General features: G+C 46.2%; 15 protein-coding genes. 8 read left to right on the forward strand and 7 right to left on the reverse strand.

Going from position 1 to position 15,180, the window contains the following annotated elements; all coding sequences use genetic code 11:
- Window positions 1–11: 11 nt before the first annotated feature.
- Window positions 12–1,040 carry a hypothetical protein gene (locus tag QE357_RS02335; RefSeq protein ID WP_309705528.1) on the forward strand — a complete coding sequence of 343 codons (1,029 nt, stop codon included), beginning with the start codon at window positions 12–14 and terminating at the stop codon, window positions 1,038–1,040.
- A 255-nt stretch (window positions 1,041–1,295) separates the two neighbouring features.
- Here the strand turns inward: QE357_RS02335 and QE357_RS02340 are convergent, their stop codons facing one another.
- Window positions 1,296–2,192 (reverse strand): flagellar motor protein MotB, encoded by an 897-nt coding sequence (locus QE357_RS02340; RefSeq protein WP_307141847.1) that lies wholly within the window; start codon window positions 2,190–2,192, stop codon window positions 1,296–1,298.
- Window positions 2,193–2,638: 446 nt separating this feature from the next.
- Here QE357_RS02340 and fusA point away from each other — a divergent pair, with 446 nt between their 5' ends.
- Together fusA and rpsJ are read left to right on the forward strand one after the other, a co-directional pair.
- Complete coding sequence (fusA, locus tag QE357_RS02345; RefSeq protein ID WP_106637260.1) at window positions 2,639–4,732, forward strand: elongation factor G; 2,094 nt, start codon at window positions 2,639–2,641, stop codon at window positions 4,730–4,732.
- Window positions 4,733–4,887: 155 nt separating this feature from the next.
- On the forward strand, window positions 4,888–5,193 hold the full coding sequence (gene rpsJ / locus QE357_RS02350; protein ID WP_094811061.1) for a 30S ribosomal protein S10: 306 nt from the start codon (window positions 4,888–4,890) through the stop codon (window positions 5,191–5,193).
- Between the two features lie 95 nt (window positions 5,194–5,288).
- Here the strand turns inward: rpsJ and QE357_RS02355 are convergent, their stop codons facing one another.
- From QE357_RS02355 to QE357_RS02365, 3 genes are all read right to left on the reverse strand, one after another.
- Complete coding sequence (locus QE357_RS02355; protein WP_309705536.1) at window positions 5,289–6,008, reverse strand: sterol desaturase family protein; 720 nt, start codon at window positions 6,006–6,008, stop codon at window positions 5,289–5,291.
- A 73-nt stretch (window positions 6,009–6,081) separates the two neighbouring features.
- Entirely contained in the window at window positions 6,082–6,651 is a 570-nt protein-coding gene (locus QE357_RS02360; RefSeq protein ID WP_309705538.1) for a Crp/Fnr family transcriptional regulator, read from the reverse strand.
- Window positions 6,652–6,727: 76 nt separating this feature from the next.
- Window positions 6,728–7,999 (reverse strand): Glu/Leu/Phe/Val dehydrogenase, encoded by a 1,272-nt coding sequence (locus QE357_RS02365; RefSeq protein ID WP_307141888.1) that lies wholly within the window; start codon window positions 7,997–7,999, stop codon window positions 6,728–6,730.
- Between the two features lie 386 nt (window positions 8,000–8,385).
- Here QE357_RS02365 and QE357_RS02370 point away from each other — a divergent pair, with 386 nt between their 5' ends.
- From QE357_RS02370 to QE357_RS02390, 5 genes are all read left to right on the forward strand, one after another.
- A complete protein-coding gene (locus QE357_RS02370; protein WP_106637268.1) occupies window positions 8,386–8,775 on the forward strand; it encodes a TraR/DksA C4-type zinc finger protein in 390 nt (129 codons plus the stop codon).
- A 186-nt stretch (window positions 8,776–8,961) separates the two neighbouring features.
- Complete coding sequence (locus QE357_RS02375; RefSeq protein ID WP_106637269.1) at window positions 8,962–9,918, forward strand: hypothetical protein; 957 nt, start codon at window positions 8,962–8,964, stop codon at window positions 9,916–9,918.
- A 126-nt stretch (window positions 9,919–10,044) separates the two neighbouring features.
- Window positions 10,045–10,905, forward strand: a complete 861-nt coding sequence (locus QE357_RS02380; protein ID WP_309705545.1) for a helix-turn-helix transcriptional regulator — start codon at window positions 10,045–10,047, stop codon at window positions 10,903–10,905.
- A gap of 136 nt (window positions 10,906–11,041) precedes the next feature.
- On the forward strand, window positions 11,042–11,575 hold the full coding sequence (locus QE357_RS02385) for a YceI family protein (RefSeq protein WP_106637271.1): 534 nt from the start codon (window positions 11,042–11,044) through the stop codon (window positions 11,573–11,575).
- Window positions 11,576–11,905: 330 nt separating this feature from the next.
- Window positions 11,906–12,358, forward strand: coding sequence for a hypothetical protein (locus tag QE357_RS02390; protein ID WP_307141892.1), 453 nt, complete (start codon window positions 11,906–11,908; stop codon window positions 12,356–12,358).
- A 69-nt stretch (window positions 12,359–12,427) separates the two neighbouring features.
- On the opposite strand, the gene QE357_RS02395 is transcribed toward QE357_RS02390, so the two are convergent.
- The 3 genes from QE357_RS02395 to QE357_RS02405 are packed head-to-tail and all read right to left on the reverse strand — an operon-like array spanning window position 12,428 to window position 15,161.
- A complete protein-coding gene (locus tag QE357_RS02395) occupies window positions 12,428–13,327 on the reverse strand; it encodes a hypothetical protein (RefSeq protein ID WP_309705548.1) in 900 nt (299 codons plus the stop codon).
- Complete coding sequence (locus tag QE357_RS02400) at window positions 13,328–14,344, reverse strand: cytochrome c peroxidase (protein ID WP_309705551.1); 1,017 nt, start codon at window positions 14,342–14,344, stop codon at window positions 13,328–13,330.
- Window position 14,345: 1 nt separating this feature from the next.
- Window positions 14,346–15,161 carry an MbnP family protein gene (locus QE357_RS02405; protein WP_309705552.1) on the reverse strand — a complete coding sequence of 272 codons (816 nt, stop codon included), beginning with the start codon at window positions 15,159–15,161 and terminating at the stop codon, window positions 14,346–14,348.
- Window positions 15,162–15,180 lie beyond the last annotated feature (19 nt).

The raw sequence follows: 15,180 nt of genomic DNA on the forward strand, positions 1-15,180 counted from the left end.
CCTTACCTACCATGAAAGTTTTCACCATGCTTTGCTTTATGGGCATAGCAGCCTTCCTGGGTATGACGCTCGCCTCTACCCAAAAACAGGTTCAACCTATTAATGCTGTCATTGGCGACGAGAGTTACCTCGAAACGTTTGGCCGTTGCCCGGATAACCAGACTTCGGAAACCTTTCGAATTGAAACCCATCTGGCTTACGTGACCACAAAACTGCGTTCTCGTAATGTCAGTTACCTGCCTGAAAATCTCCAAAAAAAGCGAAAGCAGATGCTGGAATTGTTACAGCAGTATCGGGATGAAGGGCGGTTCCCTAAAAACTACGATCATCCTGACGAACGTCGCCCCTGTTTTATTGATCGCGACGGAGCCATCTGTGCGGTAGGGTATCTGATTGAGCAAACCGCGGGCCGGGAAGTAGCCGAGCGAATAAACGCCCGGCATCAATATGATTATATTCAGGACATGGATATGCCGGAAGTGAAAGAATGGATTCAGCAATCAGGATTAACGGAAGAGGAATGTGCGATGATTCAGCCGAGTTATTTTAGTTATGGTTCCAGTGAGTACGTATCTCGAAATCGTATTTCAACTGCGTACGGAATTAGTTCCGGGATTGCAGGGGGGCTAAGTCTGGGAATAAGTGCTTTGAATATACATCAGCTTCAAACAGGAAGTAATGATAAATGGATACCAGCAATAGGAATGTTATCTGGAGCAGGGGAAATAGTATTAGGATTAATCAATCGGCCAGAGCCTTTAGGTACAGCTTATAAAATTGATGGTAAGTATGTGGATATGAAGAATATGATTTGCGGGGGCTGCTATGGTACACTCACCGAAGTATACTACACAAATCGGCATCAGGAAATACTCTCTTGGGCAAACGTAAGTTTAGGGGCCTTAACTATGGCTTTAAGTTCCTGGAATCTATTTCATAAGAAAGAAGAGAATCAGAAGCACTTTCAAACAAGTACCCGGTACGGGGTAACCGCTTTACCTAAGTCTGGGATTCGAATAACGATGTTGAAAAGTTTCTAATTCCCTCTGTAGAGACGCGACTTTATCGCGTCTGGCCGGGAGAAGAAGATAAATAAAAGGGTAACAAGACCGCTTCTTAACCAGACGCAATGGATGCTCGTCTGGCTGGTAGGTAGAATGAATGAGAGGTAAGAAAAACCGCCTCTTACCCAGAGGCGGTCAAGTTGGGTCTGAATAAGAGGAGCGGTCATAAAAAACCCCGGCTCACTCCTGGTGAGCCGGGGTTTTCACGTGTATCCTTCTTCAAGGAATGCCTTATTTTTTCTCCAGCAACTGGAAGAACTCATCCAGACGTGGAGTGAGGATAATCTCGGTTCTGCGGTTGACTTTACGTCCAGCCGCACTCTTGTTAGAGTCCTTGGGTTCGTACTCACCCTTGCCGGCGGCGGTCAAACGAGCGGGATCGACCTTGAACTTGCTTTGCAGCAGGCGTACCACGGAAGTGGCCCGGCGTACGCTCAAGTCCCAGTTATCCTTGTTGACTTCGGTAGCGATGGGGACGGCATCGGTGTGGCCTTCCACCATGACTTCGAGCTCGCTGTGATCGTTGATGACCCGGGCTACTTTTCCTAAGACTTCCTCAGCCCGGGCATTGACATTGGACTGACCGGTAGCAAAGAGGAGTTTATCGGAGATGGAAACGTAAACGACTCCTTTTTTCACTTGTACTTCCACGTCCTCATCATTGACATTGGCCAGGGACCGCTTGAGGTTCATGACCAGGGTCATGTTCAAAGAGTCCTTGCGTTGAATGGAAGAGTTGAGGCTCTGGATGTATTTACTCTGCTGATCGATGGCTTCCAGGGAACGTTTGATGGACTCGGCCCCCTGTTTGGAAACGATGGAGAGATCGGCCATGCGGTCGAGGAGCCCGGCGTTGGTTCGTTTGAGGTAGTCGAGTTGATCTTCGACTTCTTTGACGCGGGCAGATTTAGCCGAGAGTTCGGAGTTTTTGGAATCGAGTTGAGCCTGCAGGGAAGCGGACTTTTGCTGGCAGTCGCCGAGTTCGACGCGGATGCGTTCAGCCAGGCGGGCGTTTTCGGCCTGGAGGTCGTTGACCTGGGTTTGCAGGGCCCGGGCTTTTTTCTTGCTCACGCAGGAGCTGGTCATTACGGCTGTGGACAGAGCCAGCATTACCCAAATTTTTCTCATAATTGTGTGGTAAGGTTTAGCGAAATGGATTCACTGTTGTAAAAAGACTCGCAAAAAAGATAAAAAAATGCTACGATGTCAAACCCTTTCATGTTAAGGACTTGTTAAAGTAGCCTAAATACCTTACCCCGAAAAGTTGGAAGGTAAGTGACTGGTAAATAAAATTATACAGAATGGGAATGATCTGGAGGAGCTTCGCGTTATTACGATAATGACCCCCAGCGTATCTGCAATGTCCCGGCTCAATGCCCGAAAATCAGTATTTCGGGCAGAAATAAAAGTTAACTTCCAATGAGCCAAAAAATTACCTTGAATTAGCACTAGTATTTTTCTAATAATTCGTCTATTTTTGCACCCCGATTGCCGGACTGTAAAATTTCGTTAGTTCTCGAAATTCCCGGCAGCCAAGGGATCCGTACGGAAACAAACACAATCAAAAACCAATAATGGCAAGAGATTTAAAATTCACTCGAAACATTGGTATTGCCGCCCACATTGATGCCGGGAAAACGACCACTACGGAGCGTATTCTTTACTATGCGGGTGTTAGCCACAAAATCGGTGAAGTACACGATGGTGCTGCTACCATGGACTGGATGGAGCAGGAGCAGGAGCGTGGTATTACCATTACTTCCGCTGCTACGACAGTAAACTGGAAGTATCGTGATAACTCTTATCACATCAACATCATCGATACTCCGGGTCACGTTGACTTTACGGTAGAAGTAAACCGTTCATTACGTGTACTCGATGGTCTGGTATTCCTTTTCAGCTCAGTTGACGGCGTTGAGCCTCAGTCTGAGACGAACTGGCGTCTGGCCGATAACTACAAAGTTCCCCGGATCGGTTTCGTTAACAAAATGGACCGTTCAGGTGCTGACTTCCTGAATGTAGTGAAGCAAGTAAAAGAAATGCTGGGTAGCAATGCAGTACCTCTGCAATTGCCTATCGGTGCGGAAGATGGTTTCCGTGGCGTAGTTGACCTGGTAAACTTCCGTGGTATCATCTGGAATGAAGCTGACAAAGGTATGACCTTCGAAGTGGTCCCCATTCCTGAAGATATGCTGGAAGAAGCTACTGAATACCGCGAGAAATTACTCGAAGCAGTAGCTGAATACGACGAAACGCTGATGGAAAAATACTTCGAAGATCCTGAGTCGATCTCTGAAGATGAAATCCTGGCTGCTCTTCGTGCCGCTACGATCGAAATGAAAATCGTACCTATGTTGTGCGGTTCTTCATTCAAAAATAAAGGGGTACAAACGATGCTTGACTACGTGATGGCTCTGATGCCTTCTCCGCTGGACAAAGAAGCAATCGTTGGTACAAACCCTAACACGGATGCTGAAGTAGTTCGTCACCCAACGGAAGCGGATCCTTTCGCAGGTTTAGCATTCAAAATTGCTACGGATCCCTACGTAGGTCGTCTGTGTTTCGTGCGTGCTTACTCTGGTGTATTGGAGGCTGGTTCTTACGTTCTGAACACGCGTTCAGGAAACAAAGAGCGTATCTCTCGTATCTTCCAGATGCACGCTAACAAGCAAAACTCAATCGATCGTTTAGCGGCTGGTGATATTGGTGCAGTAGTTGGTTTCAAAGACATCAAAACGGGAGATACCCTTTCTGATGAGAAGAACCCAATCATTCTGGAATCCATGGATTTCCCAGATCCCGTTATCGGTTATGCCATCGAGCCTAAGAAATCGGCTGATCAGGATAACTTCTCTAAAGCGATCACAAAACTGATCGAAGAAGATCCTACGTTGAAAGTTGAAACCAACGAAGAAACAGGTCAGACGATTATGCGTGGTATGGGTGAGCTTCACTTGGAGATCATCATTGACCGTATGCGTCGTGAGTTCAAAGTGGAAGTAAACCAGGGTGCTCCTCAGGTAGCTTACAAAGAAGCTCTGACGAAGAGTGCTGAACACCGTGAGGTTTACAAGAAACAAACGGGTGGTCGTGGTAAATTCGCCGATATCGTATTCGAAATCGGGCCACGGGAAGATGGTAAGCCAGGTCTGGAATTTGTGAACGAAATCGTGGGTGGTACGATCCCCCGGGAATTCATTCCTGCGATCCAGAAAGGTTTCGAAGAGGCTATGAAAAATGGTCCTCTGGCTGGTTACCAAATGGATTCTATGCGAGTTCGTCTGTACCACGGTTCTTTCCACGATGTCGATTCAGATTCGCTGTCATTCGAAATGGCTGCTCGTCTGGGTTACAAAGAGGCAGCTCGTTCCGCTGGTGCGAAACTGATGGAACCTATCATGGCCGTTGAAGTATTGACTCCAGATGAGTACACCGGACCTATCACGGGTGACTTGAACCGTCGTCGTGGTATCATGAAAGGTATGGATACTCGTAACGGTGCTCAGGTAATCAAAGGCGATGTACCTCTGTCAGAACTGTTCGGTTATGTAACGGATCTGCGTACGATGTCTTCAGGTCGTGCCACGGCTAACTTGACCTTCTCTCACTACGAATTCGTTCCACAAAACATTGCGGAAGAAGTAGTGAAGAAAGCAAAAGGCTTATAATTTTTAGTTGATAGTTAATGGTTATTAGTTGATAGTACTAAAATCTAACAACTAATAACCAACAACCAAACCAAGACTTCCCTGCCGGAGTAAATGGTTCTTTCGGCGAAGGGTTTGCGGAAACGCATTTTTTAACGAACCAGTTATTAACTCTGATGAGCCAAAAAATTCGCATTAAGCTCAAGTCATTTGACCACAATTTAGTGGACAAATCGGCTGAACGCATCGTGAAAGCCGTTAAGGCTACGGGTGCTGTGGTAAGTGGTCCTATCCCCTTGCCTACTGATAAGCAAATCTATACCGTACTGCGTTCACCTCACGTTAACAAAAAAGCTCGCGAGCAATTCCAGCTTTGTACGTACAAACGTTTAGTTGATATCTACTCGACTTCAGCTAAAACGGTAGACGCCCTGATGAAGTTGGAACTTCCTTCAGGTGTTGACGTAGAGATCAAAGTTTAAGTAGCTTAAGTACTAAAAAAGCCCGTCTCCTTTCGAAGACGGGCTTTTTTAGTTTTACAGAAAAGCTAATAATACCATTGGATTGAGTTTAGTAATCATTCTTTATGCACATCTTTAAACTTAATCATATCTAGTAGCCGTTCTTCTTTTTCTGGATCGAAACCGCAGGAGGTCTTGAATTCTTTGGGATTTTCATACGTGCCGAAAAGCATATCCCACCAGACAATATCGCCGTAATTATTGGTGTGTTTATTATACTCATGATGGATGCGATGCATTTCGGGTCTTTGAAAAACATAACCAATCCACTGAGGCGTTCGGACGTTGGTGTGATAAAAAAATTCTCCTAAAGCCGTACAAAGCGTATAAATAGCTCCTGCTTCCATCGAAAGCCCCAGAAAGGTGTATACCAATAAACTGCCAATGATAGAATTGACGGTCATTTCCAGCGGGTGTTTGTAAAAGGAAGTAATTACCTCCAGCCGTTGAGGACTGTGATGGATTTGATGGAAATGCAGCCACAGAAAATCATTGGTATGTCGCCAGCGATGCCACCAGTAAAATACGAATGTTGCAATAAAATAAGCCAAGACACCGCCTCCAACATTGCCGATGTAAGACGATACATGTAGAACACTCCAAGCAGATAACCACTTTTCCCAGGTATACCCTGCCAGGGTTACAACACCGAGTTGAATAAAGTTAACCCCTAGTACCCGAACGGTCCAGGTTGGAACCTCTGGAAGCTTCCAGCCAGGGAGCATTCTTTCCAGAATAAAACAAAAACCAAATACTAAAAAGATGTAGACTAGCATGAAGGTAGAGCGTTATTGAACGACTCAAAACTCATGCTTTGGGGGTTACAATCCTTTTACAAATGTTAAATAATCACTGCCGAAACTCTGCTCGTATGCGGCTAAGGGTTACCTGAGTGATGCCCAGGTAAGAAGCAATGTAACGGAGTGAAACCCGTTGCAGAATATCAGGAAACTGACGAAGTAGAATTTCATATCGCTGTTCGGCGGTATGAAAGGCGAAAAGCTTCATGCGTTCATCCAGACGAAGATAATTTTCCGTAATCATCAGACGGCCCAGCCGCTCGGTTTCTGGGAAATGGGTGAATAACCAGTCAATATCTGTATTGCAAATCGAACAGATCTGGGCGTCTTCCAGTATTTCAATCCAGTAATCCGTTGGCTTTCCGGTGAAAAAACTATCAATGGCACTGATGATCTGACCTTCGAAGCCTAACCAGGCGGTTATTTCCTGTTCATTATGGTAATAATAGACCCGGCCGACGCCTTTTTCAATGAAATGGAAATAAGGGCAGATGTCACCCGCTCGCTGAAGAATCGTTCGTTTAGGGAGGTTTCGTCGCCAGGCTATCTGGTCAATGGCCTGTACAGATTCGGCAGATAAAGGCATGAACGCTGACGCGTAGTCCAGAAATGATTTCATGATAGGTGGATGGGTATAAAAAAAGCCTCGCCCCTTTACGGGCAAGGCTCTAATTTAAGTTACGAAAGGATAGGGATTAATACCCACCCCGGAATTTATACGTATCGGCTACTTTCTTAATGGCTACCATATACGCCGCAATTCGCATGGAAACATTGTATTCCTGTGACGTAGCATATACTTTATCAAAAGCATCTTTCATGGCACGATCCGACCGACGGTTAATCCGGTCAAGCGTCCACTTATAACCGATGCGGTTTTGTACCCATTCGAAGTAAGAAACGGTTACTCCACCCGCATTCGCCAGAATATCAGGGACTACCATGATGCCTTTATCATTGATAATTTCATCAGCACTGGCAGAAGTCGGGCCGTTGGCTCCTTCCACGATCAATTTGGCCTGAATGCTACCAGCATTATCATCGGTGATTACGTCTTCTTTGGCGGCTGGAACGAGTACATCCACAGGAAGAGCCAGTAACTCTTCATTGGAAATTTTCGTAGCCCCTTCAAAGCCCTCAAGTTGTCCTTTATGCTGGTCGCGGTATTGCATGGCTTTCTCAATGTCCAGCCCATTTTCGTTGTAATACGCTCCAGTTACATCACTGATGGCTACTACTTTGACACCGCGTTCCTGTAATAAAGCAGCCGCATGTGAACCTACATTCCCAAAACCCTGCACCGCGGCTGTGGCCCGGTAGGGGTTAATGCGAAGTTTTTCCATGGCCGAAATAGCGGCAGTCATTACGCCCCGGCCCGTGGCTTCCTTGCGGCCCAGCGAACCACCCAATACCAGCGGTTTGCCCGTTACAACGCCGTTTACGGTCATGCCGTAGGCTTTGGAATATTCATCCATCAGCCAGGCCATCTCGCGTTCACTCGTGCCCATGTCGGGGGCGGGGATATCGCGGTCGGGGCCGAAAACGTCGAGCATGGCTCCGGTATAGGCCCGCATCAGCCGCTCGATTTCTCCGGCTGACATCTCGCGAGGATTACATCGAATACCACCTTTGGCTCCGCCGTAAGGAATATCAACCACGGCACATTTCCAGGTCATCCAGGCAGCTAAGGCCTTTACCTCGTCCATCGTCACCCCCATATCGAAGCGAATGCCACCTTTGGATGGACCTAAAATGGTGGAGTGAACCACGCGGATGCCTTCGAACACTTTAACGGAACCGTCGTCCATGGTAACGGGTAAGCCCACAACCACTTGTTTACGGGGCACCATCAGAATATCATACATCTCCGGAGAGATATTGAGCAATTTAAAGGCCACATCGAACCGTTGCATCATGGATTCAAGTGGATTTTCCTGTTGCAAGGGTGCTGGCTCTATATAAGTCATGGCTATGTTAATTTTGTTATTAAATAGGACTATAATAATATTTGCCCCATTGGTCGCAAACTTAGCAGGATTATTCTTAGAAAAACAAAAAACTCTACCAATGGTTAGGCGAGCGATTTGGCAACCTGTAAAGCAAATGAATTAAATTTCAAAGGGTAATTTTGATAAAAGTCATTCAAGCCAAAGAAATAATGCTTTTCTAAGATAAAAGGGCTAAATAATTTTTTAAACTATTTGCTTAAATCGCTTAAAAAGTTATTTTTGTTACCTTCTTTTCGGAGAGGTAAGGGGCTTTACTAAATGAGTATTCCTAACGTGAGGCTGCCCTAGAATAGAAACTATTTATCGCTAAAGTTCGTTTATATTCCCAACAAACCCCGTGAAATATGTCCCCAGTAGAAGAGAAGACCCGCTATTCTGAAGAAGAATTAAAAGAGTTTGAAGAGATCATCCAGAAAAAACTTGGGGATACCAGGACAGAATTGAATTACATTCGTGAAGCCCTGAGTAAGAGAAATGACCCTGGTACGGATTCAACTTCAAGTAGTAACAAGTCGTTAGAAGACGGTGCGGATACCAGCGAACGTGAGAACCTTAGCCAGTTAGCCGCTCGTTTACAGAAGTATGCGACTCAGTTGGAGAATGCTCTGATTCGTATCAAAAATGGTACTTACGGCATTTGTGTAGACACGGGAAAACTGATCCCTAAAGAGCGTCTGCGGGTAGTGCCTCACACGCAGCAGACCATTGAAGCTAAATTACGGAAACAGAGTTAATCAGAGTATTGATCGCTTTTCTTTTCCCCTTGCATATACACACTATTTGTTAGTGTTCAGAAAGGCCAGCATGCTGGCCTTTTTTGTTACTGTTTTTTATAAATTCGGCCCATTTGCAACGTAATTGTACGGAAAAAAGGCATCCTTCGTTTTAGCTTCATCCGTTCGTTCCTTTAATTTTTCTTCATGCGAATTCTTCTTACGCTCTTTACCTTATTACTTACCAGCAGCACTTACGCTCAATTGTCGCTTACGCCTACTCGCATTTTTGCGTCAGGGGTAAACATTAGGGCCGAAGTAACCCCAGCGGCAAAAATGAACGATACCGCAAGGCTGGGTTACTCCCGGTTCAACGTCCAGGGCATTGTTCCTATTCGCGGGGGGGCGGGGGTGAAGTTTCATAACTTCAATCTTCGCAAAATTGACGTAGAGATTAATCAGATGTTTTTGGTGGTAAATGCGGGCTATCGGCAACCGAATTTTTCATTCGATAAAAATGATCAGGGCATTTATACGGGTTCGCTGGTATTAACGGGGATTCACGCCAGTTTGCGGGATAAAATTTGGTTGTATGCGGCGGGTTTGGGTGTCAGCGAAACCGATGAGTTACTGAATTTCAGCAAAGCCCGTCCGTACGGAATGGGTGGAGCCGTTCGGGTACGCATTGCGGGTCCGCGAACGCAATGGTTTTATGGTGGGGCCGTAGTTTTTGAACCCGGTCGCATTACGCCTATCCCCATTGCCGGCATCAATACCCGCATTGCTAAAGGGACTCGTCTGATGCTGGTATTGCCCTTACAGGCTTCAGTTTCTCAGAAAATAACGAAGAAAGTTTGGGGAGAAGTAGGCGTTGCTGCGGGTGGTTTTAACGCCGGATACCTGACGCCTAACCTGAACCCTAATGCCCTGCGACTGGCGTACCGACAGGCAAAAGCGAGTTTTACAGTTAACTACAGTCCCATTAAACCCGTACAATTGTCTTTTGAAGCAGGTATGACAGGTCTGCGAACGCTAAAGACCATGCGAGCGGGGGATGTGCTGGAAAAGTTTACTATCAATAGCAGTCCTTTCATGGCCGTTTCCTGCTATTTCAATCTCTCCAAATCCATCCTGGATTCAAGAGGTTTCGGGTCAGTTTTGTAAAGAGTTTCGGGTTTTGAGTCTAGAGTTTTGAGTTTTTGACCAATTTTGGAAGATAGTATTAGAACCAGAATCATAAGAGTTGTCGATACATAACTCTCAACTCCAAACACAAAACTCTAAACTCTCTTGGAAACGCTTCACCTGTCTTCACATGATGCTGTTTCGTTTGAAATTCATGCCATGTCATGGATTGATCATGAACGGCATGTACATACCGAAAGTCCGCACCGCCATGATTATTACGTGATCATTGGCGTAACCGAGGGCACAGGAACGCATATTGTCGATTTTCAGACCTATGAGGTTAAACCCGGAAGCTGGTGGTTTCTATCGCCCGGTCAGGCTCATCAGTTGCAAATGAATGGTCCGCATGAAGGTTGGGTCGTCAGCTTTACGCCTGATTTTTTCTGCGTTTCGGAAGCTAACCGCGAGTTGCTCATCAATACCGGACTTTTTCATAACCTGCTGGAGTTCAAACCCTACTTCATTCCGCCCGAGCAACTGGATTTACTGGAGCCTTCCCTGCAATCGATCCAGGGCGAATACGAGGCAAAGCGGCCCCTGCGGGAGCATATGTTGCGAGCCTGGTTACAACTTTTTCTGGTTCAGGCCTCTCGAACGTTCGACCATCAATTACTCATGGTGGCGGAAACTTCAAAAACGGTATGTCTGGCTCGTCAGTTTCAGGAGTTGGTAGAACGCGATTTTACCCGCAAGACCAAAGTTTCCGATTACGCCGAGTTACTGCACATCACGCCCAGTCATTTGAATGATTCGGTGAAGAAAGTAACCGGGCAGCCCGCTTCCGAGCATATCAAGCAACGTGTGGTTCTGGAAGCGAAGCGAAAAGCCTTCTTCGGAATGACTTCAGCGAAAGAAATTGCCTTTGATTTAGGCTTTGAAGATGAAGCTCATTTCTCTAAATACTTTAAAGCTAATACGGGTCAAACCTTCACAGAATACCGAAAAACCATCCGTAATAAGTAAAGTTAACCCGCTGGAATACTTTTGTTGAGAAGCTTTCTGGTCTCAATCCGTAATTCTGACAAGGAATTCCGTGGTTTAGACAATGATAAAATATATGTATATACATACATTTGTATCATCAAACATTCACAAAGCTATGTCAACTCCAGCCAAATGGGTCATCGACCCCACTCACTCAGAAGTACAATTCAAAGTAAAGCACCTCGTTATCACAACGGTAACGGGCCAGTTCAATGAATTTAGCGGCGAAGCAACGGCGAGTGATGATTTTTCAGACGCTCAAGTTTCCTTCGAAGCGAAAATTGATTCGATCTCGACGAATAACGAAGCTCGGGATGGTCACCTGAAAAGCGAAGAATTCTTTGCGGCTGATCAATACCCAACGCTGAAATTCGTCTCCACAGGCATTACTAAAAAAGACGAAGATTCTTTCGTTCTGAACGGCGATCTGACGCTACGTGGCGTGACCAAGCCCGTTGCTCTTGAGGTAGAATACGGCGGAACAGTTGTTGATCCTTACGGACAAACGAAAGCAGGTTTCGAGTTGAAAGGAAAAATCAACCGTAAAGATTTCGGATTAACCTGGAGTGCCGTTACCGAAGCGGGCGGTGCCGTCGTAAGCGACGAAGTTCGTCTGATTGCTAACGTGCAATTTGTAAAACAAGCCTAATTACACTTCATAAAAGAAAAAAGGGTTGCCTTCGGAAGAGGGTAACCCTTTTTTCTTTTATGAAGTGTAATATCCTCTTCCTTCGTCATATGATCCAATGGAATAATCTTAACTCTCCTTGAAAAGACCCCAGCAGGGTCAAACATGGATAGTCCCAGACTGGATAGTGCCAGGCTGGATAGTCTCGAATTTCATCTGGGGGAATGAAAAGACAACCCCCCTTTCGAGCTATTCATATTAGACCTCTTCAGGGTTATCAGGGAAAATTGATTCGAAGCTGGCCCGAATTTTTAGCATTAGTTCCTACACTCAACCTTAATTACAAAGTATATGAGTAGTTCAAGAAAAGAAGCAATATATGCGGCACTGCGGGCTGCAACGGAGGCTGCCCTGAATGATTTGGTAGGCCAGATGGAGACGATTCGTTCAAGCGTTATGGACGATCAGGATGAAGCCATGAGCGAATCTTATGAGTCTAATAGCGAAATGTTGATGAATGACCGTCGGGATCTGGAAGGTCATGCCGACACCATACGTCGTGATCTGGTAACGCTGGATCAGTTCGGTACCGAAGAACAGCACGATACCGTACAAGTTGGAGCTGTGGTGTTAACCGATCAACGAAATTTTTACATTGCGATCAGTCGCAATTTCGAAGTAGACGGCGTAGAATACACGGGTATTTCTACTTCCGCTCCTATTTACGAAGTATTGGAAGGTAAGAAGGCTGGTGATACCGTCAAATTTGCCGATCAGACCTATAAAATCTCCGAAGTTTTCTAAAAAATAGGTTTCTATATAGATCAAAAGGGTTCTGGATTGGTTACATCCAGAACCCTTTTTGGTTTTCCTCTATAACAAAACCGTTAGATGCACCTGAAGGCGTTGTTTGGCCTTGCTATCACCATTGGCTAGCTCCTGAGCCAGGGGTTGCTGAACGTTAACTCCCGCCACAAACCTTCCCCAATAAGCTTCCACACCCGCCGTGGCTAACGTAGCATACCCACCCGTCTGGGCGTTGCGAACGCCGTTTTTTAAATCCTTTGCGGAGTATTCTGCGGTGAGTCCTGCATTAGGCATCAGCGTCAGATTCTTTCCGGCACTGGTTACATAAAAGACCGAAGTGGAACCACTGAGACGATTACCGAAGCGATAATGATCAGAATTGGTAGTAGAGATGCGGTAACTGACATCCGAGTTCCAGCCCCAGGATTGATAGCGTAAGGTATAAATGGCATTCACCAGAAAATCCGTACTTCCCGTACCCAACTGAAAATTGGCATTCGCTCCGAGCGATCCATCGTCCACAAAGTTAGAGCGACCCGTTGCCAGCTTTACGCCTCCACCCAGCAGTAAGGTATGATTGAAAGCCCGATCCAGCGTATCCATGTTGGTATTTAGTACATTGTAATTAGCTAGAATCGTAACGTCACCCAATCCGTTCAGCCGGGCGGAAGTAGCTGCATCCTGCTGAAAGTTGAAATTATAAGGTACAAAAGCCAGCATTTGAATTCGTTGGGTTGGATAGAACCGTCCCCATAACTCCGTCGTCTGAAAGGTTTCTTTGGTGCGAAGCAATTGTGAATTCAGGTGTGAATCGTAAGTACGATAGCGATAGCGAACGCCAATGAAATTGCGGTACGATTGAGGCATGATGCCATAATAAGCATTCCCCACGCCACAGCCGCAAATGTCGCAGGCCCGGCCCGGAAGGCTTATGGAAAAGAGCAGAAGAAATAAGAGTCGTTTCATTTACTCAGCGGCAAAGCGTTTATTTTTGAGAAATTCTTCGTCGGTTAACGTTTTCAGGAAAGCCACGATCTGCTGGCGTTCCTGCGAAGTAAGAGCAATACCCCGGGTATTATTCTGGCGTAAAAGCGGGTCCAAATTTTGGGTATCCTGAACGCCTTCTGCATAATGATCCAACACGGCTTCAAGCGTATAAAAACGACCATCGTGCATGTAAGGACCGGTCACTGCCACGTTTCGCAAACTAGGTACCCGGAAGGTATACTTATCTTTTTCCAGTTCAGTTACCCGGGCTCGACCCACGTCTTTTACCCCCTGAATGAACAGGCCATTATTACGAAAACTATGGTCGGTGAATAAGGCTCCTTGGTGGCAGGAAGAACATTTTTGTTCGAATAACTTCAGCCCCGCCTGCTCGTCAGCCGTCAGGTTTTCGCCTTCCTTGCGGATGAATTTATCGTACCGGGAATTGGCCGAAACCAGCGTAAGCATGAACTGGGAAAAAGCCTTGAGGAAACGCTCGGTTGTGATTTCTTCGGAACCAAACGCTTTCTTAAACAGCAAAGGATACTTCTTCGTCGCTCGTAACTTATCCAGTACATTTTTCGTGTTTTCGCCCAACTCTACTTCGTTCGTAATCGGAGCAATCGGTACTAAATCCAGATCGAAAACACCACCGTCCCAGAAGAAACTAGATTCCCAGGCCAGATTCTGAAGGGGTAAGGAGTTTCGCGTACCCATCAGATTATTGATGCCGTGACTTACATCATGGCCGTGGTGCGTAAACCCGTACGGCTGCGAATGGCATTCGGCACAGGCGAAGGTATTATCCCGCGAAAGCAAAGGTTCATTGAATAGGGCTTTCCCAAGTTCTACGCCAGCGGTAGTCATTGGATTACGTTCAAACGGGTACACGGGTTTCGGAAAATTAGCCGGAACCGTAAAGCTTACTTCCGGGTTAGATTCGTTCGGCGAAGAACAGCCCCACACCAGAAGTAAGCTTACGGAAAGAAGCCCCATTCTAATCATTATGCGTATGGTCAACCGTGAACATATTCACATAATTGTTCGCCAGTGGCACGGCGGCAGCGGGCATGTGAATGGCTGGGGTATCGGCAATTTTAACCGTAGTCTTGCCCGAGAAAAGCTTTTGAAGATTGGTGATGACGTGTATCGTTGGAGCAATGTTCTTCCGCACCGTAGCCAACTGATTCTGCGGGAAGGGAAGGGTAACCGTACGAAGATTATTGACGGTGGCACCAGTCATGCCGCCAAAACCACCTACGTGGAACTGAAAGCGACGGATACCCGCACCGTTCGCGGGAGCTGTGGGTGAAGTACCCTCCAGTTTCAGAAAAATGTAGCCTGAATTCCAGCCCCAGTACATACCGTCCTCACCGTACGACCCTTCGTCCAGCACGCCCGTACGTTCAGCCACGGGTGAAACACTCTTCGCACTGTCTACACCAATGGTGAAGGTAACCTCCTGGTAATCTCCCGCCGGAACGTTCTTCAACACAGGTTCCCAGGTTTTATTATCGACCTGACGAATCAGAAAATATTGATTGGGGAATTTGATGCTTGAACCGTCCGTTTTTTTCAAAGAAACGTTACTAATGAAGTAATTGAAGGTACTGACTGTAAACGATTCCCCCGTGCCGGTCTGATACGTAGTTTCGCCCAATACTAGCTTCTGAGCCCCGACGCGGTTATCAAATTCCAGAATTACGTCGTTGGTATCACCCGCGGTAACAGGCGATGGAGTTTCTTTCGTGCAAGAGCTTAGCACGGAAGTGAGGAAAGCAAAAGTGATGAAGAGAAAAGAATGGAATTTCATGTGAATATGAGATAAAGTC

Source organism: Siphonobacter sp. SORGH_AS_0500 (genome assembly GCF_031453245.1).
Classification (GTDB): Bacteria; Bacteroidota; Bacteroidia; order Cytophagales; family Spirosomataceae; genus Siphonobacter.

What these genes read in the sequence shown, in the direction of transcription:
- rpsJ (WP_094811061.1), top strand. Translation starts at nt 4,888, where the DNA reads ATGAGCCAAAAAATTCGCATTAAGCTCAAGTCATTTGACCACAATTTA.
- QE357_RS02400 (WP_309705551.1), bottom strand. Translation starts at nt 14,344, where the DNA reads ATGGGGCTTCTTTCCGTAAGCTTACTTCTGGTGTGGGGCTGTTCTTCG.
- QE357_RS02395 (WP_309705548.1), bottom strand. Translation starts at nt 13,327, where the DNA reads ATGAAACGACTCTTATTTCTTCTGCTCTTTTCCATAAGCCTTCCGGGC.
- QE357_RS02375 (WP_106637269.1), top strand. Translation starts at nt 8,962, where the DNA reads ATGCGAATTCTTCTTACGCTCTTTACCTTATTACTTACCAGCAGCACT.
- fusA (WP_106637260.1), top strand. Translation starts at nt 2,639, where the DNA reads ATGGCAAGAGATTTAAAATTCACTCGAAACATTGGTATTGCCGCCCAC.
- QE357_RS02370 (WP_106637268.1), top strand. Translation starts at nt 8,386, where the DNA reads ATGTCCCCAGTAGAAGAGAAGACCCGCTATTCTGAAGAAGAATTAAAA.
- QE357_RS02360 (WP_309705538.1), bottom strand. Translation starts at nt 6,651, where the DNA reads ATGAAATCATTTCTGGACTACGCGTCAGCGTTCATGCCTTTATCTGCC.
- QE357_RS02390 (WP_307141892.1), top strand. Translation starts at nt 11,906, where the DNA reads ATGAGTAGTTCAAGAAAAGAAGCAATATATGCGGCACTGCGGGCTGCA.
- QE357_RS02355 (WP_309705536.1), bottom strand. Translation starts at nt 6,008, where the DNA reads ATGCTAGTCTACATCTTTTTAGTATTTGGTTTTTGTTTTATTCTGGAA.
- QE357_RS02405 (WP_309705552.1), bottom strand. Translation starts at nt 15,161, where the DNA reads ATGAAATTCCATTCTTTTCTCTTCATCACTTTTGCTTTCCTCACTTCC.
- QE357_RS02335 (WP_309705528.1), top strand. Translation starts at nt 12, where the DNA reads ATGAAAGTTTTCACCATGCTTTGCTTTATGGGCATAGCAGCCTTCCTG.
- QE357_RS02365 (WP_307141888.1), bottom strand. Translation starts at nt 7,999, where the DNA reads ATGACTTATATAGAGCCAGCACCCTTGCAACAGGAAAATCCACTTGAA.
- QE357_RS02385 (WP_106637271.1), top strand. Translation starts at nt 11,042, where the DNA reads ATGTCAACTCCAGCCAAATGGGTCATCGACCCCACTCACTCAGAAGTA.
- QE357_RS02340 (WP_307141847.1), bottom strand. Translation starts at nt 2,192, where the DNA reads ATGAGAAAAATTTGGGTAATGCTGGCTCTGTCCACAGCCGTAATGACC.